This window comes from Candidatus Methylomirabilota bacterium (genome assembly GCA_035764725.1).
GTDB lineage: Bacteria > Methylomirabilota > Methylomirabilia > Rokubacteriales > CSP1-6 > DASRWT01.
On sequence record DASTYT010000027.1, the window covers coordinates 16505 to 37160 of the forward strand.

Here is a 20656-nt window from a genome sequence, read left to right on the forward strand (position 1 = left end):
CGACATCGGCTAGAGCGTCCGGGCCACCTCTTCGGTGGTAAAGGCCTCGATGATGTCCCCCGCGGCCACCCCCTTGACGCCGTCCACGCCGATGCCGCACTCCAGCCCCTGCAGCACTTCGCGCACGTCGTCCTTGAACCGCTTGAGGGAGGAGATGGTGCCCTCGCCCTGGAGCGTGTCGCCGCGCTTCACCCGCACGCGGGCGCCGCGCACCATCTTTCCCTCCGTCACCGAGGAGCCGAAGATGAGGCCCAGCTTGGAGATGGGGAACAGCTGGCGCACCTGCGCGCGTCCGAGGATCGTCTCGCGGATCTCGGGCGCGAGCATGCCGGACAGCGCCGCCCGGACGTCGTTGATGACGTCGTAGATGATACTGTAGCTCCGCACGTCCACTCCATCGGCCTGCGCCTGGCTGGCCGCCTTCGCGTCCGCCTTCACGTTGAAGCCGAGCACGATGGCGTTGGAGGCGGAGGCGAGCATGACGTCCGACTCGTTCACCGCGCCCACCGAGCCGTGGATGACCTTGAGCTTGACCTCGTCGGTGGAGAGACGCTCCAGCGATTCCGTGAGCGCCTCCACCGAGCCCTGCACGTCGGCCTTCAGGATGAGCCGCAGCTCCTTGACCTCGCCGGACTCGATCTGCTTGTGCAGCTCCTCCAGGGTGACGCGAGCGCTGCCCTTGCCCTTGAGCTTCTCGCGCTCGGCCCGAACGGTGGCGATCTGCCGCGCCTTGCGCTCATCGGCCACCACCAGCAGCGTGTCGCCCGCCTGGGGCACGCCGGAGAGGCCGAGGATCTCCACGGGATCGGCGGGGCCCGCCTTCTGCGCCTTCTTGCCGCGGTCCGAGAACATCGCGCGGACGCGGCCGGACTGCGAACCCACCACCACCGCGTCGCCCTCCTTGAGCGTGCCCGACTGGATCAGCGCGGTGGCCACGGGGCCGCGACCGCGGTCAAGCCGGCCTTCCACGATGACCCCGCGGGCGGCGCGGTTGGGATTGGCCTTGAGCTCGAGGATCTCGGACTGAAGCGCGGTCATCTCGAGGAGCTGCGCAATGCCGTCGCCGCGCTTCGCCGAGGTGTGCACGAAGATCGTCTGCCCGCCCCAGTCCTCCGGGACCAGCCCGTGATTGGACAGCTCACGCTTGACGCGATCGGGCTCGGAGCCCGGCTTGTCGATCTTGTTCACCGCCACGATGATCGGCACGTCCGCCGCCTTGGCGTGGTTCACCGCCTCCACCGTCTGCGGCATCACGCCGTCGTCCGCCGCCACCACCAGGATGACGATGTCGGTCGCCTTCGCGCCCCGGGCCCGCATGGCCGTGAAGGCCTCGTGACCCGGTGTGTCCAGGAACGTGACCTTGCCGTGGCTCGTGTCCACCTGATAGGCGCCGATGTGCTGGGTGATGCCCCCCGCCTCCTTCTCGGCCACGCGCGTCTTGCGGATCGCGTCGAGCAGCGAGGTCTTACCGTGGTCGACGTGACCCATGACCGTCACCACCGGGGGCCGCGCCTTGAGCTGGCTCGGATCCGTCTCTTCCTCCTCCAGCACGTCGCCCTCGAGCGACCGCACCTCCACGTCGAAGTTGAACTTGTCCGCGACGAGCTTGGCTGCGGTCGGATCCAGCACCTCGTTGAGGGTGGCCATGACGCCGAGCTCGAGGAGTGCCTTGATGACCTCGCCCGACTTCCGGCGCATGGCCGCGGCGAGCTCGCCGACCGTCACGGATTCCGGCAGCTTGATCAGCTCGCGCTTGACCTCGGCGGGGGGCTCGGGCGCCGCGGGCGCGGGCCTGGGCTCGGGCGGCCGGACGGCGGCCGGGGCCGGAGCCGGCGGCGCGGGCGCGACGGGAGCAGCGGCGGCGGGCGCCGCCGCCGGACGCATGGGCGGTGCGGGCGGCACCGGACGCGCGGGCGACGGCGGCACGATGCGCGGGGTGGCGGTGAGGGGCTGGCGCGAGGGCGGAACGCCCGGGCGCACCGGGGGGGTCGGCGTGACGGGACGGCGCGACGCCACCGGCGGCGCTGCGGGGGGCGCCGCCGCCGCGGGACGAACGGGGGCCGGCGCCGGCCTCGGAGGCTCGGCGATGGGAGCGGCCCGCGACGGCTCGATCACCGGCGCGGGCCGCTCCGCCGCGGGCGCGGGGCGTGGCGACTCCACCGCGGACGCCGCCGCCGCAGGGGCGATCTCGCCGGGGGCGGCGGGAGCGGGACGGAAAATCGTGGCCGCGGGCTTGACGACCTCGGCGGCTGGCGGGATGTCGGGATCCTCGACCTTGACGGCCGCGGGCTTCGCGGCGGTCTTGCGCGCGGGCTTGGGCTTGGCGGCGGCGTCGCCGGCTTCGCCCTCGACGGGCGCGGCCTTGGGCTTGGCAACGCGCTTAGGCTTGACGGGCTCGGGGGGCAGCTCGCGCCCCCGTCCGAGCTTCATGCGCAGCTCGTTCGCCGTCGCGTTGTCGAGCGGCGTCATCGCGCGCTTGCCCTTGTGGCCCATGCTGTCGAGGGCCAGCAAGAGATCCTTGCTGGTGACTCCCAGCTCCTTCGCCAGGTCAATAACCTTCAGACGTCCCGCCAATGCTCGTCTCCTTTGCGCTCCACCCACTTCAGTATCTCACCGACGCTCTCAGCCGGCCCCCTTGTGGGACGCCGGAAGGCATGGTCGAGGCGCCCCTTGCGCAGCGCGGCGGTCAGGCACTCCGCCGTCGGGCACGCATACACCCCCCGCCCTGCCCTCTTGCTCCTCCCGTCCACCCGCGCGACCCCGTCCGCGCCGCGCGTGAGGCGCATCAACTCGTCCTGCGGCCGCACCTTGCGGCAGCCCAGGCAGGTGCGCCGCGGCGCCTCACGCTTCACCCCGCCGTCGACCGGGTCTCGTCCTCCGGCCCCGCACTCTCGGCGCCGGCCGACGCGGCCGATCCCTCGTCGGCGTCCGGCTCGGACGCCACGGTCTCGGGATGCGCCTCCACCCATTCGGTCGCCGCCTTGAGAATGGCCGCGGCCTTGGTGACCCCCACACCCGGGACCGCCTCGAGCGCCTCGAGGCCCGCGCGCACGATGCGCGCCGGCGAGAACAGACCCGCGTCGGTGAGCCGGTCCACCATCTGCGCGCCCACGCCCTGGAAGCTCGCCAGGGCCGCACGGCCGGCGGCGCGCTCCTCCTCCTCCAGACGGCGCTCCTCCTCCAGCTCGCCCTCGCTCTTGATGTCCACGCGAAGCCCGGTCAGCTTGGCCGCCAGACGCGCGTTCTGCCCCCGCTTGCCGATGGCGAGCGAGAGCTGATTGTCGGGGACGACCACGAGCACCGAGCCCTGCTCGCCTTCCCCCTCGGGCTCGCTCACCCTCACCGACGAGACCTTGGCCGGAGACAGCGCGCGCGACACGAAGGCGCCGGGATCCGGCGCCCACTCGACGATGTCGATCTTCTCGCCCCGCAGCTCGCGGCTGATGACCTGGATGCGAGTGCCGCGCAGTCCCACGCAGGCCCCGATGGGATCCACGTCTCGCTTCGTCGAGGCGACGGCGACCTTCGCCCGCTCCCCCGCTTCACGCGCGGCGGCCCGCACCTGCACGATGCCCTCGGCGATCTCCGGGATCTCCGCCTCGAAGAGCCGGGCGAGGAAGCCCGGATGCGTGCGCGAGAGCATGATCTGTGGGCCCTTGGCGGTCTTCTTCACCTCGAGCACGTAGGCGCGCACGCGGTCGCCGGGATTGTAGCGCTCGCCGGGGATCTGCTCGCGCTCCGTGATCACGCCCTCCGCCTTGCCCAGCTCCACGATCACGTTCCGCTTCTCGATGCGGTGCACGACGCCGCGGACAATCTTGCCCTCCTTGTCGATGAAATCGGAGTAGATCGCGTCCCGCTCCGCGTCGCGCACACGCTGCAGGATCACCTGCTTGGCGGTCTGGGCGGCGATGCGTCCGAACTCCTGCGGAGGCAGCTCCACCTCGATCTCGTCGTCCAGCTCGGCGTCGCGGTTGAGCGCGCGGGCCTCGGCCAGGCGGATCTCGAGCTTGGGATCGCTGACCGTCTCCACGACTTTCTTCCGGGCGAACACCTGCAGCGAGCCGGTGTGGCGGTCCAGGTGCATGCGAACGTTGTCCGCCACGCCCATCGTCTTCTTGGACGCCGACAGCAGGGCGGACTCCAGCGCCTCGAAAAGGACCTCGACCCCGATCCCCTTCTCGTTGCCGATCTGCTGAATGACGTAGATGAGCTCTTTGTTGATCACGACCCACCCTGTCTCTTATTGAACAGCGCGGGCTCCAGCCGCGCCTTGCTGAGGAGCCGCCGCGGCACCGCGCACGGCGCACCTCCTGCCTCCTCCACCGTCAGCGACTCCGACGTCACCGCGACCAGCACGCCCGTGAGCTCGCGCCGCCCCTCTAGGGGCTCGCGTACCCAGCAGTGCACCTCGCGACCCACCGCCCACGCGAACTCGCGGTCCTTCTTGAGCTCGCGATCCAGGCCCGGAGACGACACCTCGAGGTCGTACGGCTCGGGAATGAGGCCGGACACATCCAGCACGTCGCCCATCTCGCGGCTGAAGCGCTGGCAGTCGGCGATCCCGACGCCACCGGGCTTGTCGACATAGAAGCGGAGGACCCAGCGCCGCCCCTCGCGGCGCCACTCCGCGTCGACCAGGGACAGCCCGTGCGCCTCGAGGACCGGGGACGCCACGGCTTCGACGCGGCTGAGTCGCCCTTCCAGATCGCTCACCGCTCGTTGCCCCCCAAATCCTCAGAAAAAAAAGTGGGCAGAGCCCACTTTTGGCGACACTTTAGCACACGCGGGGGGGCCCCGCAACAGGGGTCAGGCGCGCGCGAGCCGGGCGGCGATCTCCTTCACGGTGGCGAGCACCTCAGCACGGGGGACTTTTCGGTCCTCGCGGGTCCCCCGCTCCCGGATCTCCACCACGCCGTCCTTGACGAGTCCCTGCCCCACCGTGATCCGGATGGGACAGCCGAGGAGGTCGGCGTCCTTGAACTTCACCCCGGCGCGCTCCTCGCGGTCGTCCATGAGCACCTCAAGCCCAGCCTCGGTCAGCTCACGATACATGGCCTCCGCGGCGACGGTCTGCGTGTCGTCCTTGCCCGCGATCGGGACCAGGTGGACCTGGAACGGACAGATGGCCCACGGCCAGATGATCCCGTCGGCGTCGTGGCGCTGCTCGACGGCGGCGGCGGCGACGCGCGCGGGTCCGATCCCGTAGGAGCCCATCACCACCGGCTTTTGCTGCCCCTGCTCGTCGAGATACGTCGCCCCGAGCGTGGCCGAGTACGTGGTGCCGAGCTTGAAGATGTTGCCGATCTCGATGACTCGCTCGACGGCGAGCGGCTTGCCGCAGCGCGGACACGCCTCCCCCGGCAGCGCCACCTGAAGGTCGACGAACTCCGTGGAGAAGTCGACGCCCGGCGCCACCCCGACGAGGTGATAGCCCTCGCGACCGGCCCCCACCACGTAGCGCCCGCTGCGCAGCGACTCGTCCGCCAGCACCCGGACGCCGCCCGGCGCCTTGACCGGGCCCACGGAGCCGGGCGCGACGCCTAGGTGCGTCTTCACTTCCTCGGGGTGGGCCGGCCGCGCCTCGCCGCCGAGGACGCGCGCGAGCTTGCGCTCGTGGAGCGCGTGGTCGCCCCGCACGAGCGCCAGCACCGGCCCGTTGGGCCCGATGAACAGCAGCGACTTTACCATGAGCGCCGGATCGATCCGCAGCTGGGTCGATACCTCCGCGATGGTCTTGGCCCCGGGCGTGGCGACCTCCGCGGGCGCGCTCCACGGGGCGTCCGGCGTGCCGGGCACTCCCCGGGCCAGCTCCACGTTGGCCGCGTAGCCGCACGCCACGCAGAGGGCCACGTCGTCCTCACCCGCCGAGCTGGGTGCCATGAACTCGTGCGAGCCCGAGCCGCCCATCATGCCGGGATCGGAGTCGACCACGATGTAGCGCACGCCGCAGCGCTCGAAGATCCGGCAGTAGGCGTCGTGGTGGGCGCGATACGAGCGGTCCAGCGCCTCCACATCCGGATCGAGGGTGTACGAGTCCTTCATGAGGAACTCGCGCGTGCGCAGCACGCCCGAGCGCGGCCGCGCCTCGTCCCGCTCCTTGGTCTGGATCTGGTACCAGATCTGCGGGAGGTCGCGGTAGGAGCGGATCTCCTTGGCCGCGAGCCAGGCGATGACCTCCTCGTGCGTCATCGCCAGGACCATGTCGCGACCGTAGCGGTCCTTCAAGCGAAACATCTCGGCGCCGATGGCGTCCCAGCGCCCCGACTGCTGCCAGATCTCCGCGGGGTGGAGCACCGGCATCGAGATCTCCTGCCCGCCGATGCGGTTCATCTCCTCGCGGATGATCGCGTTGACCTTGTCGAGCACCCGGAGGCCCAGCGGCAGGTACACGTAGAGGCCCGCCGCGAGCTGTCGCACCAGGCCCGCCCGGACCATGAGGCGATGGCTCACCGCCTCCGCGTCGGCGGGATCGTCTCGCAGCGTCGGGATGAGGGCGCGCTTCCAGCGCACCGGGCTCAGGCTCCGGCGGGCTTGGCGGCGGAGGCGGCCGGGACCTTGTTGGGGCCGGGCACGCCGGGGTCGTACACGAGACGCGCCACCGGCTCGCCGCCCAGGATGTGGGACTGGACGATCTCGTCGAGGTCGGATTCCTGCACGCCGTGATACCAGACGTTGTCCGGGTAGGTCACGATCATCGGGCCGTGGCCGCACTGGGAGAAGCAGCCCGCCTTGTTGATCCGCACCTCGGTGTGCTTCCCCGCGATGGCGACGGCGGCACGCAGGGTCTTGACGAACTTCTCGACGTCACCCTGCTGCGGGCAGGTCTCGCCGGAGGTGCAGACGAAGACGTGACACTTGTACTGTCCCATGACGGAAGGCCCTCGCTCGCGTTAGCGGAAGAATCGGAAGACGTCGATCCGCACCAGATCGTTGTAGACCGCGAACACCATCAGCATGAGCAGCAGGACGAAGCCCACCTGCTGGGCGACTTCGCGCTTTCGCAGCGAGAGCGGGCGCCCGAGCACGGCCTCGCAGACGAAGAAGAGCAGGTGCCCGCCGTCCAGCATGGGCACCGGCAGGAGGTTCAGCAGGGCGAGGTTCACGCTGATCACCGCGGTGAAGAATGCCAGGCTGGGCAGCCCGTGACGGGCCTGCTCGCCCGCGGCCTGAGCGATCTGGATCGGTCCCCCGATGTTCGACCGGTCGAGCTGGCCCACCACGATCTTCCAGAGCCCGACCGCGGTGAGCGCGGTGACCTCGGCGGTCTTCTCGACGCCATCGCGCACCGCCGCCAGGGGATTCGAGCGCACGTAGCTGGCGGCGGGCTGCGGGCTGATACCGATGCGCCCGACCGTGGTCTCCTTGCCGTCCAGACCCCGGTCCTTGACCGCCTTCGGCGTCAGGGTGACCGTGAGGGTCTCGCTCCCGCGCCTCACCTCGAGGCGCGTGGGCTGATCGGCCCGCTTGCTGATGGTCTCGGCGAGATCGTTCCACGTGACCACGGGACGGCCCTCGATCGAGATCACGGTGTCGCCGGAGCGCAGGCCCGCCTGGGCGGCGGGATAGCCCGCCACCGCGTCCCCGATGGTGGGGGCGACGTGGGGGACGATGCCGAGGTCCCAGATCTCGCGCTCGTCCCCGAAGATGTCCTTCTCCATGACGCGGGTGGGCGCGAGGCTGAGCCGGCGCTCGGCGCCCGCCGGTCCGGTGACCGTGAGGTCGAGGGACTTGCCCTGGCCGTCGCGGACGAGCCGGGCGATCTCGTCCCAGTACTCCACGGGTCGCCCGTCAATGGCGCGGATGCGGTCGCCCGGGGCGAGCCCCGCCTTGGCCGCCGCGCCCTCCGGGATGACCCCGCCCACGGTCGCGGGCAGCATGGGCCGCCCCACGATCATGAACACGAGGGCGAAGATCACCGCGGCGAGCACGAAGTTCATCCCCGGCCCCGCGAACACGATGAGGAAGCGCGCGATGAGGGGCTTTGCGTTGAAGGCCTTCGCCGGATCCACGGTGGGACCGGCGCCGCCCTCCAGCGGGTTCTCGTCGTCGCCCATCATCTTCACGTAGCCGCCCATGGGAATCGCGGACAGGCAGTACTCGGTCTCCGGGCCGCGATAGCGCCACAGCACGGGGCCGAAGCCGATCGAGAAGCGCTCCACGCCCACGCCGGAGAGCCGGGCCATCACGAAGTGGCCCAGCTCGTGTATCACGATGAGGACACCGATGACGACGAGGAAGGCGAGGACAGACGTCATGCTGCGGCTCCCGCGGGCAACCAGCCCGCTACCAGGCGGCGCGTCTCCGCATCGACGGCCACGCAGGTCTCGAGATCGTCGAGCCGGCGCGGCGGCACGGTGTCAAGGGCCCGCGCGATCAGGGCCGGGATCTGCACGAAGCGGATGCGCCCGGAGAGGAAAGCGGCGACCGCGATCTCGTTGGCGGCGTTGAGCGCGACCGGCGCGACGCCACCCTCCACCAGCGCGCGGCGCGCGAGAGCCAGGCACGGGAAGCGGTCGGCGTCGGGCTCCTCGAAGGTCAGGGCGGCGAGCTTGGCGAGATCGAGCCGCTCCGCGGCGGCGGGGAGCCGGCCCGGATAGGTGAACGCGTAGAGGATGGGAATGCCCATGTCGGCCACGCCGAGCTGCGCGATCACCGACCCGTCCACGTACTCCACCATCGAGTGGATGATGGACTGCGGGTGCACGATCACCTGCACCTGCGCGGGCTCGAGGTCGAACAGCCACCGCGCCTCGATGATCTCCAGTCCCTTGTTCATGAGCGTGGCGGAATCCACCGTGATCTTGGCGCCCATCTTCCACGTGGGATGGTTGAGCGCCTGCTCCACCGTGACGTGCTCGAGCTCGGCCTTGGACATGCGACGGAACGGGCCCCCCGAGGCGGTCAGGAGGATGCGGTGCACTTCCGAGCGGTTGTGGCCCACCAGGCACTGGAAGATCGCGCTGTGCTCGGAATCCACGGGGAGCATCGCCACTCCCCGCGCGCGGGCCGCGGCGGTCATCAGGGCGCCTGCCATCACCAGCGGCTCCTTGTTGGCGAGCGCCACCGTCTTGCCCGCCCGGATGGCCGCCATGGTGGGGAGCAGGCCCGCTCCGCCCACGATCGCGGAGAGGACGAGATCGGCGGGCAGCTCGCCGGCGAGCGCGGCGAGACCGGCCTCGCCGCGCAGGATCTCGGGGTGCGGGCGAGGCAGCAGGCGCGCCACCGCGTCCACCGCGGCGGGGTCGGCGAGGGCGAGCGCGCGCGGGCGATGCTTCAAGCAGAGATCCGCCACCAGCTCCGGGTTCGAGCCGCGCGCGGCCAGGCCTTCCACGCGGAAGTCGCCGGGGAACTGATCCACGAGCTCGAGCGCGCGGCGGCCGACCGAGCCGGTGGCGCCGAGGAGGATCAGCCGCTTCATGACGCGCCCCGCACGTGGACGGCGTAGTAGAAGAGCACGGGCGTGTTGAAGAGCAGGCTGTCGATGCGATCGAGCATGCCGCCGTGGCCGGGGATGAGGCGGCCGGTATCCTTCACCCCCACGCTGCGCTTGAGCGCCGATTCGACCAGGTCGCCCACCTGCCCCACCACGCCGAGCATCAGCCCCACGAGGACGGCTCCGGACAGGGGCAGCGCGGGGAAGAACCACGCCCGAGCGATCAGCGCGGCGACGACCGAGACCACGAGCTGGGCGGCGGCGCCCTCCACCGTCTTCTTGGGGCTGATCAGCGGGGCGAGGGCGTGCCGGCCGAGGGCCGAGCCCACGAGGTAGGCGGCGGTCTCGCCGAGCCACGTGACCAACACGAGGAGCAGCACCCACTCCTTCCCGGCCTGGAGATCGCGCAGCCAGAAGGCATAGCCGAGCAGCCAGTTCACGTAGGCGATGCCGAACGCGGTCACCGTCATCCCTTGCCAGTCGATGTGTCCCTCGCGGGGCGGCCAGAGCATCGCGCAGAGCGTGAGCAGCAGCACACCGGTGAACGCGAAGCGCTCCGAGATGGGCAGGGCGAAGCTCGCCGTCACCAGGGTGCCGCCCACGAGCCCGAGGGCGCGGAAGACGCGGATGCCCGCTCGCTCGAACATGCCGGTGAGCTCCCACTGCCCCAGTGACGCCACCAGCACCACCGTCGCCCCGAACACCCAGATCGGCGCGCCCATCACGATCCACACGAACACGGGCAGGAGCACGAGCGTGCTCAGCCCCCGCTTGAGGAGCGCCGCTCCCCGCGAGGGCAGCGGCGCGTCGGCGGGGATGGGCACGCCGCTCGCTTCCGCCATCACACCCGCCCGAAACGGCGGTCGCGGCGCTGGTAGTCGGCGATCGCCACACAGAGGTCGCGCCCGCCGAAGTCGGGCCAGAGCGTGGGCGTCACCCACAGCTCGGTGTAGGCGATCTGCCACAGGAGAAAGTTCGACACGCGCATCTCGCCGCTGGTGCGGATCAGGAGATCGGGATCCGGCATGCCGTCGGTGTAGAGCACCCGCGACACCGCCGCCTCGTCGATCTCGCCGGGATCGCGCGCGCCGGCGCGCACCTCCTCGGCGAGCCGCCGCACCGCGTCCACCAGCTCGTCGCGCCCGCCGTAGTTCAGCGCGAGGACGAGGGTGAGGCCGGTGTTGGCGGCGGTCTCCGCCACCACGTGGTCCACGCGGCGCCGCACCCGCGCGGGGATCCCGTCGGCCCGGCCGATCACGCGGAATCGGACGTTCTTGGCCTGCAGATCGGGCAGCTCCCCGTCGATGGTCCGCTCGAGCAGGGTCATGAGGAACGACACCTCGTTCTCGGGACGCTGCCAGTTCTCCGAGGAGAACGCGTAGAGCGTGAGGAACTCCACACCCAGCTCGCCCGCCGCGCGCACCGTCTCGCGCACCGCCTTCACGCCCTGATGGTGTCCGGCCACGCGGGGCAGCCCGCGCCGGGTCGCCCACCGGCCGTTGCCGTCCATGATGATGGCGATGTGACGGGGGCGCGGGCGGGCCAGCACCCGCATGCGCAGCTCGTCTTCGGGAAGCCGCGAGAGATCGGTGACGGCCGCTCGGGAAGCGGGAGTGAACGCCATAACCTCGAATCTTACCGGAGGGACCGGTATGCTGCCAGCAAAAACACCTGTTTGGCGAGGCGCAGCCGCCGGCGAGCCGAGCGGATACACCATGCACTCCCGCGCGGAGCGCGGCGCCGTGCCGTGCGTCTCACTAGAGCGCGAGCACCTCAGCTTCCTTCTTCTTCGAGAGCTCGTCCACGCGGCCCACGAACTTGTCGGTCGTCTTCTGAATGGCGTCGTGGCCGCGACGCTCCTCGTCCTGGGACACCTTCTTGTCCTTGGCGAGGCCCTTCAGCTTGTCGTTGGCCTCGCGCCGGACGTTCCGGATCGCCACCCGGGCGTCCTCCGCGAACTTGTGCACGGTCTTGGCGAGCTGCTTGCGCCGGTCCTCGGTGAGGTTTGGCAGGGTGAGACGGATCACCTTACCGTCGTTGGCGGGCGTGAGGCCGAGATCCGACTTCGAGATCGCCTTCTCGATGTTGTGCATCTGGCTCGTGTCCCACGGCTGGATCAGCAGCGTCTTCGGATCGGGCACGGAGATGGAGGCCAGCTGATTGATCGGCGTGATGTTGCCGTAGGCCTCGACGCGGAGCGAGTCGAGGAGCGCGGTGTTGGCGCGCCCCGTGCGCACCCCGCCGAACTCGCGGATGAGCAGATCCACCGCCGCCTGCATGCGCGTCTCCATGTCCTTGAGCAAGGCTTCGTGCATGGCGCTCACTCCTTGAGGGGGCCGGCCTCGGCGGACACCACCGAGCCCACCGGCTCGCCCATCACGATCCTGCGGATGTTGCCGCTGCGCGTGAGGTCGAACACCACGATGGGAAGCTTGTTCTCCATGCAGAGCGAGATCGCGGTCGTGTCCATCACCTGGAGCCCGCGATTGAGCACCTCGATGTAGCCGATCCGGGTCAGCTTGGTCGCGGCGGGATCCTTGGCGGGATCCGCCGTGTAGATGCCGTCCACCTTGGTCGCCTTCAGGATGGCCTCGGCGCCGATCTCCACCGCGCGCAGCGCGCCCGCGGTGTCCGTGGTGAAGAACGGGTTGCCGGTGCCGGCAGCGAACACCACCACCCGCCCCTTTTCCAGGTGACGGATGGCGCGGCGGCGGATGTACGGCTCGGCCACCGCCCGCATCTCGATGGCGGAGAGCACTCGCGTGGCCACCCCCGCCTTCTCGATGGCGTCCTGGAGGGCGAGGGCGTTGATGACGGTGGCGAGCATGCCCATGTAGTCGCCGGTGGCGCGCTCCATCCCGCCCGCGCTGGCCGCGAGCCCGCGGAAGATGTTGCCGCCGCCGATGACCACCGCGACCTGCACGCCCAGGTTCACGACCTCGCGGATCTCGTCCGCGATGCGGGCCTGGGTCTCCGGATCGATGCCGTAGCCCCGGTTGCCCGCGAGGGCCTCGCCCGAGACCTTCAACAGGATCCGGCGGTAGGCAGCGGGCAACTACGCGCCCTCGCCCACCTGGAAGCGCGCGAAGCGCTTGACCACGACGCGCTCGCCCATCTTCGCCGTGGCCTGGTCGACCATGTCCTTGATCCGCAGCTTGCCGGTGGCGTCGCGGATGAAGGGCTGGTCGAGCAGGCACTGCTCTGCGTAGAACTTGTCGAGCTTGCCCTCGATGATCTTGTCGAGCATCTGGGGGGGCTTCTTCTGGTCGGCCATCTGCTCGCGGTAGATCTCCCGCTCCTTCTCGATCACCGCCGCGGGCACGTGCTCGCGCGCGACGTACGACGGGTTGGCCGCCGCCACCTGCATGGCGATGTCCTTCACGAGCTGCTGGAAATCCTCGGTGCGGGCCACGAAGTCGGTCTCGCAGTTGATCTCCACCAGCACGCCGATCTTCGCCCCGGGGTGGATGTAGGCATGCACCACCCCGTCCTTGGCGTCACGGTGCGCCTTCTTGGCCGCGTCGGCGAGGCCTTTCTTCCGGAGAAACTCCACGGCGCCCGCGAGGTCTCCCTGGGAGGAGTCCAGCGCGGCCTTGCAGTCCATCATTCCCGCTCCGGTACGCTCCCGGAGCTCCTTCACCATCTCGGCGGATGCCATGCGGGTCGGTCTCCTCGATCCTGTCCTAGGCGCCGGGCTCGGCCGACGCGGTCATCTCGGCTTCCGTCACCACCGGCAGGTCCGGGGAGGCGGGAATCTCCTCCGACTCCTCCTTGGCCAGGGTGCCCCGCCCCTCGTTGATGGCGTCGGCCATGCGCGCGGTGATGAGCCGGACCGCGCGGATGGCGTCGTCGTTGCCGGGAATCGGGTAGTCGATGACGGTGGGGTCGCAGTTGGTGTCCACGATGGCCACGATGGGGATGGCCAGGCGCCGCGCTTCCTCCACGGCGATGTCTTCCTTCTTGGGGTCGATGATGAACACGGCGGACGGCAGCCGGTCCAGGTTCTTGATCCCCACCAGCGCCTTCTCGAGCTTCTCCCGTTCGCGCTCCAGCCCCAGGACTTCCTTCTTGGGCAGGCGTTCGTACTCGCCGGTCTCCTTCATCTCGTCGAGCTTCTTGAGGCGCGCGATGGACTTCCGGATCGTCGCGAAATTGGTGAGGGTGCCCCCCAGCCAGCGGTGATTGACGTAGAACATCCCGCAGCGCGCCGCCTCCTCGAGGACCGCCTCCTGGGCCTGCTTCTTGGTGCCCACGAAGAGGATCGAGCCGCCCTCGGCGGCGAGGTCCCGCATGAAGGCGTACGCCTCGCGGAACTTCTTGAGGGTCTTCTGCAGGTCGATGATGTAGATGCCGTTGCGCTCCCCGAAGATGTACTTCTGCATCTTGGGGTTCCAGCGCTTGGTCTGGTGGCCGAAGTGCACCCCGGCCTCCAGCAGCTCCTTCATGGTCAGCGCGGCCATAGCTCCGTCCTTTCGGTTCGCCTCCGACCGTCGAGCGGCGGCGGCCCCGGGCGGGGCCTTCCGCGCTCCCCCGTCCGGCCATTCCGGCGCGGCAGCGGGGACCGAATCTCGCGGTCGTGCGTGGTGATACTGCCTACGTCGTGTACTTCGAGTTTAGCCGAACGTACTCCTCGGTGAGATCGGACGTCCACACCGAGTCTTCCCCGTGGCCCAGCCCGAGGTCGATCGTGATGCTGTACTCCGCGCCGCGCATGATGCCCTCGACGCGGTCCATCTTGACCCCGGCCCGCAGGGTCCCCTTCTCGACCAGGCGCTCCTCGCCGATCTGGATGCCCACCCGCTCGGGGGCGATCCGCGCCGCCGACTGCTTGCCGAGCGCCATCATGATGCGGCCCCAGTTGGGATCGGCGCCGCAGATGGCGGTCTTGACCAGCGGCGAGTTGGCCACGCTGCGCGCGGCGATGAGGGCCTCACGGCGCGTCCGCGCGCCCGTCACCCGGATCTCCACGAGCTTGGTCGCGCCCTCGCCGTCCTGCACGAGCATGCGCGCCAGCCGCCCGGCCACCGCCTCCAGGGCGGAGCGGAACTGGGCGAGCCCGCGGCCGCCGCGCTCCAGCGGCGCGTTCTCCGCGAGGCCGTTGGCGAGCACCGCCACCGTGTCGCTGGTGGACTCGTCGCCGTCCACGGTGACGCGGTTGAAGGAGCGGTCCATCGCGCGCCGTAGCGAGGTCTGCAGCGCGTCGGCTGCGATCACCGCGTCGGTGGCCAGGAAGCAGAACATCGTGGCCAGGTGCGGCTCCAGCATGGCCACGCCCTTGGCGATGCCCCCCATCGTCACCGGGCGGCCGCCGATCTCCACGCGGAGGGCGGCCTCCTTGGCGATGGTGTCGGTGGTCATGATCGCCTCGGCGGCACTGCGGCCCCCCTGGGGCGAGAGCGCCTTCACCAGCTTGGGCAGCGCGGGACGCACCTTGTCCATGGGCATCGGCTGCCCGATGACGCCGGTGGCGGCGATGAGCACGCGCTGCGCCGGGATGCGCAGATGCTCGGCCACGATCTTGGTCATCTCGCGCGCGTCCCGCACCCCCTGCTCGCCCGTGCACACGTTGGAACAGCCCGACGAGGCCACGATGGCCTGGGCCTGTCCGCCCTTGATGTGGTCGCGTGAGACCTGCACCGGGGCCCCCTTCACCTGATTCGTGGTGAAGACGGCGGCGGCGCGCGCGGGCGACGAGGAGTAGATGAGGGCGAGGTCCTTCTTCCCGCTGGGCTTGATGCCGGCGGTGATCCCGGCGGCGAGAATGCCGGGGACGGCGGTGATGCCGCCCTCGAGCCACTGGAAGTTGCTCATGAGGCCTGCCGGCCGCCTACGGATACACGGGGGGCGCTTCGAGCCCGCTCCGCTCGTCCCACCCCATCATCACGTTCAGGTTCTGGATGCCATTGGCCGACCCGCCCTTGCCGAGATTGTCGAGCGCGGAGACGCAGACCGCCCGCCGCGTGCGCGGGTCCGCGACGACGGTGACGTCGCAGAAGTTCGAGCCCACGATGTGCCGCGTGGTCGGCCGCTCCCCCTCGGGCAGCACGCGCACGAAAGGCTCGCCCGCGTAGAACTCGGTATAGAGGGCGACGAGATCCGCGGTGCTCACGCTCTTGGTCAGGGGCACCGACGCGGTGGTGAAGAGGCCGCGGTTCAGCGGGACCAGGTGCGGCGTGAAGGCCACCAGCACCGGGGCGCCGGCCAGGGCCGACATCTCCTGCTCCATCTCCGGCGTGTGGCGGTGGGTGGCCATCCCATAGGCCTGCACGTTCTCGTTCGCCTCGGTGAAGAGGTACATGGGGTCGATCTTCCGTCCCTGGGCGCCCGCCCCCGTCACGCCCGACTTGCCGTCGACGACGATGCCCTCGCGCGCGCCGAGCCCGCTCTTCATGAGCGGCGCGGTGGCGAGGATCGCGCCCATGGGATAGCAGCCCGGGGAGGCGACCAAGCCGGCCTGGGCCACCGCCTTCCGGTGCAGCTCGGGCAGCCCATACACCGCCTCGGCGAGGCCGGACGCGTCGATGTGCGGCGCCTTGTACCACGTGGCGTACAGCGAGGCGTCGCGCAGCCGGTAGTCGGCGGAGAGGTCGATGACCTTTCGCCCCTGCCGGCGTAGCACGGGCACCGCGCGCTGCGACTCCATGTGGGGCAGCGCGAGGAAGACCAGGTCCGCGTCGGCGGCGAGGCGCTCCGCGTCGACCTCCTGGAACACGAGCGGCGACAGCCCTCGGAAGTGCGGATACACCGTGTCGAGCCGCTCGCCGGCCAGGCGCTCGGAGGTGACGGCGGTCAGCTGCACCTTGGGATGGACGGAGAGCAGACGCAGCAGCTCCGCCCCCATGTACCCGCTCGCTCCCGCGACGGCGACGCGCAGCATGAACCGACTCCTTACCGCTTCGAGTACTGGAACTTCGACCGGGCGCCGGGCTGGCCGTACTTCTTCCGCTCCTTCATCCGCGGATCGCGCGTGAGGAGGCCTGCGCGCTTGAGGGCCTGGCGCAGCTGCAGGTCGAACTCGAGCAGCGCGCGGGCGATGCCGTGGCGCACCGCGCCCGCCTGGCCCGTCGGGCCTCCGCCGCCCACGTTGATGTTGGCGTCGAACTGCCCCAGGGTGTTGGTGAGCTGGAGAGGCTGGCAGATGATCATGCGCAGCGTCTCCCGCGGGAAATAGTCCTCGAAGGGCCGCCGATTGACGCGGATCGCGCCCGAGCCAGGCCGGAGCCAAACGCGCGCCACCGAGGTCTTCCGCCGGCCGGTGCCGTAATACGTGCTCGCCGATGCTGCCATAGGACTCCTTACTTGCTCGTGCGCCCCGCCGCGGCCAGCGGCTCGGGCTTCTGGGCGGCGTGCGGATGATCCGCGCCGCGATAGACCTTGAGCTTCTTGGACATCGCCCGGCCGAGGCGGCCCTTGGGCAGCATGCCCTGCACCGCCCACTCGATCACGCGCTCGGGATGGGTCCGGATCATCTTGTCGGCGCTCACCTCGCGCAGGCCCCCGATGTACCCGGTGTGCCAGCGATACATCTTCTCCGTCATCTTCCGCCCGGTGAGCTGCACCTTCTCGGCGTTGATCACGACCACGTGATCACCCACGTCGAGGTGGGGAGAAAACGTCGGCTTGTGCTTGCCGCGCAGGATCGTGGCGACCTGTGTGGCGAGGCGCCCCAGCACGCGGCCCTCGGCGTCCACCAGGAACCACTTCCGGTCGGTCGACTCTTCCTTCGGCATGACGGTCGGCATGACTCCTCCCTGAAATCGGCAACACGTCATGTTAGGGGCCGACCCAATTTCTGTCAACCCTTTCGTACATTTCTCCCGCGCCCCGTCTTCGCGGAGGCCCCCGCCGGCAAGGTCTTGCCGGGCCAGGGGCAGAGCGCTCGAACTCCACATTCCGGGCACTTGGGGGCCCGCGCATGGCAGGTCCGCCGCCCATGCCAGATCAGGAGGTGGCTCGCATGCGTCCACTTGGCGCGGGGAATCAGAGCGCAGAGATCGTCGTGGATGTCGTCGGCCTCGGTCTTCCGCGTGAGCCCGAGGCGCTGGGACACCCGGGTGACGTGGGTGTCCACCGGGAAGGCCGGGATCCCGAAGGCGTTGCCAAGGACCACGCTGGCGGTCTTGCGGCCCACGCCGGGCAGGGCGACCAGGCCCTCGAGGGTCCGCGGGACTTCCCCGCCATGGCGCTCCACGAGGGCCTTCGCCATTCCGAGGATCGCGCGCGCCTTGGCCTTGTAGAAGCCGGTCGAGTAGATCTCACGCTCGAGCCGCGCCGGAGGGATCGCCGCCCAGTCCTTCGCGCTGCGATAGCGCGGGAACAGCTCCGCGGTCACGAGGTTCACGCGCTGATCGGTGCACTGGGCGGACAGAATGGTCGCCACGAGCAGCTCAAGCGGAGTGCTTGAGTCCAGCTCGATGCGGGCGTCGGGATACATGCGGCCGAGCAGGGTCAGGATGCGGGCGGCGCGTCCCTTGCGCGCCTCGGCGGATTCGGCCATGGACCTCTCCTTTCTCAGCCGGCCGGGCTCGTCGCGATCTCGAGCCGGCCGGGCACGATGCGAATGGCGCCGAGGGTGACGGGCACCGGCAGCTTCCGGAGACGCGGCGTGGGATCGAGGTGCCGCACGATCCAGCGCACGAGCAGATCGGGGAGCGCCACCCCGCCGACGCGCACGTCGTCGATGATGAGCGCGAAGGGCGCCTCCTCGTGCCCCGGCCCGAACTGGAGCCGCGCGGCCAGCGACGGTCCGCGCCCGAAGCCCGTGGTGATCCGCGCCGCTCCGTCCCCCAGGGACAAGGTCGCGTGGCTCAGCCTCTTCTGCGCGCGCACGAACGCGAGGAGATCGGCTTCGTCCACCCGGAGCCGCTCGACGCGCAGGCGCTCGATGTCGAACACTTCCAGCCGGCCGGTCTCAGCGAGCCGGCCGGGATTCACCCGAACACCCGAGGCGATCAGCCGGGCCGACTGGACGCGCAGCGGCGCACGCCCACGCGCCAGCTCCCCCACCAGGGCGGAGTCGGCCTCGACGACCACGCGATCCACCTCGCCGCGCAGCAGGCGCTCCGCGCCGTACTCCACCTGGATCGTCAGTCCCTTCGGCTCGCGGACGAAGTCGGCGAGCCGCTCGGCGGCGGACGCCCGCAGCCGGGCCGCCAGCGTGTCCGCGCTCATGGTCGTGACCGGCGGAGGCCGCCGCACACGGACCATGCCGCGGCTGCCGTCGGGCAGCGGGAACTCGGCCGTGACGGGGTAGGCTGCGGCCAGCCACGGGTCGGTCTCGAAGTCGCGCATGATCCGGTTCGGCTTCTCGGAGGCGGCGTCGGGACCCTGATCGCCCGTCTTCAGAATGGCCACGTCGACGCCGAACGGCGCGCCGTCCCAGGCCCGCTGGAAGCGAAGGGGCAGGCGGTCGCGCTCAGCCTCGTAGCGGAAGTTCGACACCGAGAAATAATTGTCGTTCGGCACCACCGCGACGCGCCCGCCTTCCGCGGGCGCGGGAGCCGGCAGCGCGCGCAGCACGGCCGCGAGCACGTCGCCGTGCCGCCAGTCGCGCCCGTTGGGCGGATCGGCCATGAGGAGCGGCACCAGGAACATCCGCGTCGGCGGCGAGGGTGGCAGCCCGAAGGCGGTCCCGGAGACCTGGAGCAGGCCCACGGCCACGCAGGTCGTCGCCACGACGCGGCGGGCGCGGGGTCCCAGCGCCGCCAGCCCGGCGGCGGCGGCGAGCGTCACCGCGGGCACGAGAGGCAGCGCGTAGCGCAGATTCTTGTTCTGGATCGCGATGAAGATGGCCCACGGCATGAGCGCGGTCAACACGAGGGCCCGCGCGCGCGGCATGCGCCGTACCGCCCACACGCCCCACACCGCCAGGAGCCCGGTGACGGCGCCGACCAGCGGCAAGAACACGCGCGGGTAGAAGACGAGGCCGGTCGAGGACATCGCCGGTGGCGACTCGACGGCCTGCTTGAAGGAGCGGTTGAGGATCTGCAGTGGCAGGCCGGCGAGCCGCGGCCCATACCACGGCCCCGCCACCAGCGCGCCCACGACGAGGGCGAGGGCAAGGCGCGCGAGACGCGCGCCGCGGTCCGGGGCGCGGACGGCGAGCCAGGCCGACCAGGCGAGCGCGGGCAAGAAATAGGCGGCGAAGGGGGGCTTGATAAGCATGCCGACGCCCAGCGCCAACCCCAGGACGAGGGACCACCCGACCGACGCGAACGCGTCCGCCCGCACGAGCACGTAGAGCGCGATCGCCACGATGGCGGCGAGCGGAAGGTCGAGCTGATAGCGCAGCAGCGAGAACACCACGAACGGCGCCGTGGCGAACATGATGGCGGCGATGAAACCTGCCTGGGCATCGAGCAGCCGGCGCCCAAGGCCCCAAACCGCCAGCGTGGCCGCGACGAGAAAGCCCCACATGGTGAGCTGGGCGGTGAGCGGCGTCACCGGCAGCACGAAGTAGGCGAGGCCCGTCGCGCACAGGACGACGGGCGGATAGAAGCTCGACTTCGCGATGATCTCGGCCACCCGATCGTGGCCCGGCTCGGCGAGGATGCGGTGGCACTCCAGCGCGCGCTCGAGGTGGTTGGCGTGATCCCACTCGGGCGGGCGGCGGTCCACCGCTACCCACACCGTCACCACCCCGGCGAGGCCGGCGAGGAGCAGGGCGAGCAGGAGCCCGTGGCGCCGGGTTGCGGGGACAGCCATGGCGCGGGGCGCCGCCGCTCAGCGCGGCGCGGCGAGGGCGCGGCGCAGGCTCTCGATGCGGTCGGCCACCTGGTCCATGGGCAGCGGGGCCGCCTCGTGCTCCACTCGCCACACGGGCCAGCGTGGCTCGGGGTCCCCGGCGAGCCGGGGGATCAGGTGCCAGTGGGTGTGGGCGACCTGATTGCCCAGGAGCTCGTAGTTCATCTTCACCGGCTGATAGACGCGGGCCAGGGCCTGGGCAATCCGGTTCACGTCCTCGATCAGGCGCGCGCGCTCCACCGTGGACAGCTCGTAGCGGCAGGCGTCGAGCTCGGCGATGAAGAAATCGCCCTCGGCGGCCACGCGCTCGCAGAGCTCGCAGCCCGCCGGCGTCATCGCGCCCGCTCCGCGAGGAAGCGCCCGAGGCGCGCCAGCCCTTCCTCGATGCGCTCGAGGGAATTGGCGTAAGCGAAGCGAAGATAGCCCTCGGCGTTCCGGCCGAAGTCCACGCCCGGCGTCACCGCCACGTGGGTCGCC

General features: G+C 70.6%; 21 protein-coding genes. All 21 read right to left on the minus strand.

The features are described from left to right. Nucleotides 1-9: 9 nt before the first annotated feature. Nucleotides 10-2574, minus strand: a complete 2565-nt coding sequence (infB, locus tag VFX14_03890; protein HEU5188811.1) for a translation initiation factor IF-2 — start codon at nucleotides 2572-2574, stop codon at nucleotides 10-12. A 274-nt stretch (nucleotides 2575-2848) separates the two neighbouring features. Next, complete coding sequence (gene nusA, locus VFX14_03895; GenBank protein ID HEU5188812.1) at nucleotides 2849-4228, minus strand: transcription termination factor NusA; 1380 nt, start codon at nucleotides 4226-4228, stop codon at nucleotides 2849-2851. Continuing rightward, nucleotides 4225-4716 (minus strand): ribosome maturation factor RimP, encoded by a 492-nt coding sequence (gene rimP / locus VFX14_03900; protein HEU5188813.1) that lies wholly within the window; start codon nucleotides 4714-4716, stop codon nucleotides 4225-4227. The genes nusA and rimP overlap by 4 nt, the downstream gene beginning before the upstream one ends. Nucleotides 4717-4809: 93 nt before the next feature. Next, nucleotides 4810-6513, minus strand: coding sequence for a proline--tRNA ligase (locus tag VFX14_03905; protein ID HEU5188814.1), 1704 nt, complete (start codon nucleotides 6511-6513; stop codon nucleotides 4810-4812). 5 nt (nucleotides 6514-6518) lie between these two features. Then, the gene (locus VFX14_03910) at nucleotides 6519-6872 is read right to left on the minus strand and encodes a (2Fe-2S) ferredoxin domain-containing protein (GenBank protein HEU5188815.1); all 354 of its coding nucleotides are present in this window, start codon (nucleotides 6870-6872) and stop codon (nucleotides 6519-6521) included. 21 nt (nucleotides 6873-6893) lie between these two features. Continuing rightward, complete coding sequence (gene rseP, locus VFX14_03915; GenBank protein HEU5188816.1) at nucleotides 6894-8258, minus strand: RIP metalloprotease RseP; 1365 nt, start codon at nucleotides 8256-8258, stop codon at nucleotides 6894-6896. Next, nucleotides 8255-9421 (minus strand): 1-deoxy-D-xylulose-5-phosphate reductoisomerase, encoded by a 1167-nt coding sequence (locus VFX14_03920; GenBank protein HEU5188817.1) that lies wholly within the window; start codon nucleotides 9419-9421, stop codon nucleotides 8255-8257. Before VFX14_03920 ends, rseP begins: the two co-directional genes overlap by 4 nt. Then, the gene (locus VFX14_03925) at nucleotides 9418-10278 is read right to left on the minus strand and encodes a phosphatidate cytidylyltransferase (GenBank protein HEU5188818.1); all 861 of its coding nucleotides are present in this window, start codon (nucleotides 10276-10278) and stop codon (nucleotides 9418-9420) included. The genes VFX14_03920 and VFX14_03925 overlap by 4 nt, the downstream gene beginning before the upstream one ends. Beyond that, nucleotides 10278-10991, minus strand: coding sequence for an isoprenyl transferase (locus VFX14_03930; GenBank protein HEU5188819.1), 714 nt, complete (start codon nucleotides 10989-10991; stop codon nucleotides 10278-10280). The genes VFX14_03925 and VFX14_03930 overlap by 1 nt, the downstream gene beginning before the upstream one ends. Nucleotides 10992-11193: 202 nt before the next feature. Continuing rightward, entirely contained in the window at nucleotides 11194-11751 is a 558-nt protein-coding gene (frr, locus tag VFX14_03935; protein ID HEU5188820.1) for a ribosome recycling factor, read from the minus strand. A 5-nt stretch (nucleotides 11752-11756) separates the two neighbouring features. Continuing rightward, nucleotides 11757-12491: a UMP kinase gene (gene pyrH / locus VFX14_03940; GenBank protein HEU5188821.1), complete on the minus strand. Its 735-nt coding sequence runs from the start codon at nucleotides 12489-12491 to the stop codon at nucleotides 11757-11759. Further along, nucleotides 12492-13094, minus strand: coding sequence for a translation elongation factor Ts (gene tsf / locus VFX14_03945; GenBank protein HEU5188822.1), 603 nt, complete (start codon nucleotides 13092-13094; stop codon nucleotides 12492-12494). A 25-nt stretch (nucleotides 13095-13119) separates the two neighbouring features. Then, nucleotides 13120-13896: a 30S ribosomal protein S2 gene (gene rpsB, locus VFX14_03950; GenBank protein ID HEU5188823.1), complete on the minus strand. Its 777-nt coding sequence runs from the start codon at nucleotides 13894-13896 to the stop codon at nucleotides 13120-13122. Between the two features lie 133 nt (nucleotides 13897-14029). Beyond that, nucleotides 14030-15247, minus strand: a complete 1218-nt coding sequence (gene argJ, locus VFX14_03955; protein HEU5188824.1) for a bifunctional glutamate N-acetyltransferase/amino-acid acetyltransferase ArgJ — start codon at nucleotides 15245-15247, stop codon at nucleotides 14030-14032. A gap of 16 nt (nucleotides 15248-15263) precedes the next feature. Further along, a complete protein-coding gene (gene argC / locus VFX14_03960; protein HEU5188825.1) occupies nucleotides 15264-16313 on the minus strand; it encodes an N-acetyl-gamma-glutamyl-phosphate reductase in 1050 nt (349 codons plus the stop codon). Between the two features lie 11 nt (nucleotides 16314-16324). Continuing rightward, nucleotides 16325-16723 carry a 30S ribosomal protein S9 gene (rpsI, locus tag VFX14_03965; GenBank protein HEU5188826.1) on the minus strand — a complete coding sequence of 133 codons (399 nt, stop codon included), beginning with the start codon at nucleotides 16721-16723 and terminating at the stop codon, nucleotides 16325-16327. 8 nt (nucleotides 16724-16731) lie between these two features. Beyond that, complete coding sequence (rplM, locus tag VFX14_03970; GenBank protein HEU5188827.1) at nucleotides 16732-17178, minus strand: 50S ribosomal protein L13; 447 nt, start codon at nucleotides 17176-17178, stop codon at nucleotides 16732-16734. Between the two features lie 53 nt (nucleotides 17179-17231). Further along, the gene (gene nth / locus VFX14_03975; GenBank protein HEU5188828.1) at nucleotides 17232-17933 is read right to left on the minus strand and encodes an endonuclease III; all 702 of its coding nucleotides are present in this window, start codon (nucleotides 17931-17933) and stop codon (nucleotides 17232-17234) included. A gap of 14 nt (nucleotides 17934-17947) precedes the next feature. Then, the gene (locus VFX14_03980; protein ID HEU5188829.1) at nucleotides 17948-20140 is read right to left on the minus strand and encodes an LmeA family phospholipid-binding protein; all 2193 of its coding nucleotides are present in this window, start codon (nucleotides 20138-20140) and stop codon (nucleotides 17948-17950) included. 18 nt (nucleotides 20141-20158) lie between these two features. Next, the gene (locus VFX14_03985; GenBank protein HEU5188830.1) at nucleotides 20159-20515 is read right to left on the minus strand and encodes an HIT family protein; all 357 of its coding nucleotides are present in this window, start codon (nucleotides 20513-20515) and stop codon (nucleotides 20159-20161) included. Then, nucleotides 20512-20656: pyridoxal phosphate-dependent aminotransferase (locus VFX14_03990; protein HEU5188831.1), on the minus strand; the 145-nt coding region annotated here is incomplete at its 5' end. The genes VFX14_03990 and VFX14_03985, both read right to left, overlap by 4 nt.

What these genes read in the sequence shown, in the direction of transcription:
- VFX14_03910 (HEU5188815.1), bottom strand. Translation starts at nt 6,872, where the DNA reads ATGGGACAGTACAAGTGTCACGTCTTCGTCTGCACCTCCGGCGAGACC.
- argC (HEU5188825.1), bottom strand. Translation starts at nt 16,313, where the DNA reads ATGCTGCGCGTCGCCGTCGCGGGAGCGAGCGGGTACATGGGGGCGGAG.
- rpsI (HEU5188826.1), bottom strand. Translation starts at nt 16,723, where the DNA reads ATGGCAGCATCGGCGAGCACGTATTACGGCACCGGCCGGCGGAAGACC.
- VFX14_03985 (HEU5188830.1), bottom strand. Translation starts at nt 20,515, where the DNA reads ATGACGCCGGCGGGCTGCGAGCTCTGCGAGCGCGTGGCCGCCGAGGGC.
- nth (HEU5188828.1), bottom strand. Translation starts at nt 17,933, where the DNA reads ATGGCCGAATCCGCCGAGGCGCGCAAGGGACGCGCCGCCCGCATCCTG.
- VFX14_03925 (HEU5188818.1), bottom strand. Translation starts at nt 10,278, where the DNA reads ATGGCGGAAGCGAGCGGCGTGCCCATCCCCGCCGACGCGCCGCTGCCC.
- frr (HEU5188820.1), bottom strand. Translation starts at nt 11,751, where the DNA reads ATGCACGAAGCCTTGCTCAAGGACATGGAGACGCGCATGCAGGCGGCG.
- rseP (HEU5188816.1), bottom strand. Translation starts at nt 8,258, where the DNA reads ATGACGTCTGTCCTCGCCTTCCTCGTCGTCATCGGTGTCCTCATCGTG.
- tsf (HEU5188822.1), bottom strand. Translation starts at nt 13,094, where the DNA reads ATGGCATCCGCCGAGATGGTGAAGGAGCTCCGGGAGCGTACCGGAGCG.
- argJ (HEU5188824.1), bottom strand. Translation starts at nt 15,247, where the DNA reads ATGAGCAACTTCCAGTGGCTCGAGGGCGGCATCACCGCCGTCCCCGGC.
- VFX14_03980 (HEU5188829.1), bottom strand. Translation starts at nt 20,140, where the DNA reads ATGGCTGTCCCCGCAACCCGGCGCCACGGGCTCCTGCTCGCCCTGCTC.
- rplM (HEU5188827.1), bottom strand. Translation starts at nt 17,178, where the DNA reads ATGCCGACCGTCATGCCGAAGGAAGAGTCGACCGACCGGAAGTGGTTC.
- VFX14_03930 (HEU5188819.1), bottom strand. Translation starts at nt 10,991, where the DNA reads ATGCGGGTGCTGGCCCGCCCGCGCCCCCGTCACATCGCCATCATCATG.
- rpsB (HEU5188823.1), bottom strand. Translation starts at nt 13,896, where the DNA reads ATGGCCGCGCTGACCATGAAGGAGCTGCTGGAGGCCGGGGTGCACTTC.
- VFX14_03920 (HEU5188817.1), bottom strand. Translation starts at nt 9,421, where the DNA reads ATGAAGCGGCTGATCCTCCTCGGCGCCACCGGCTCGGTCGGCCGCCGC.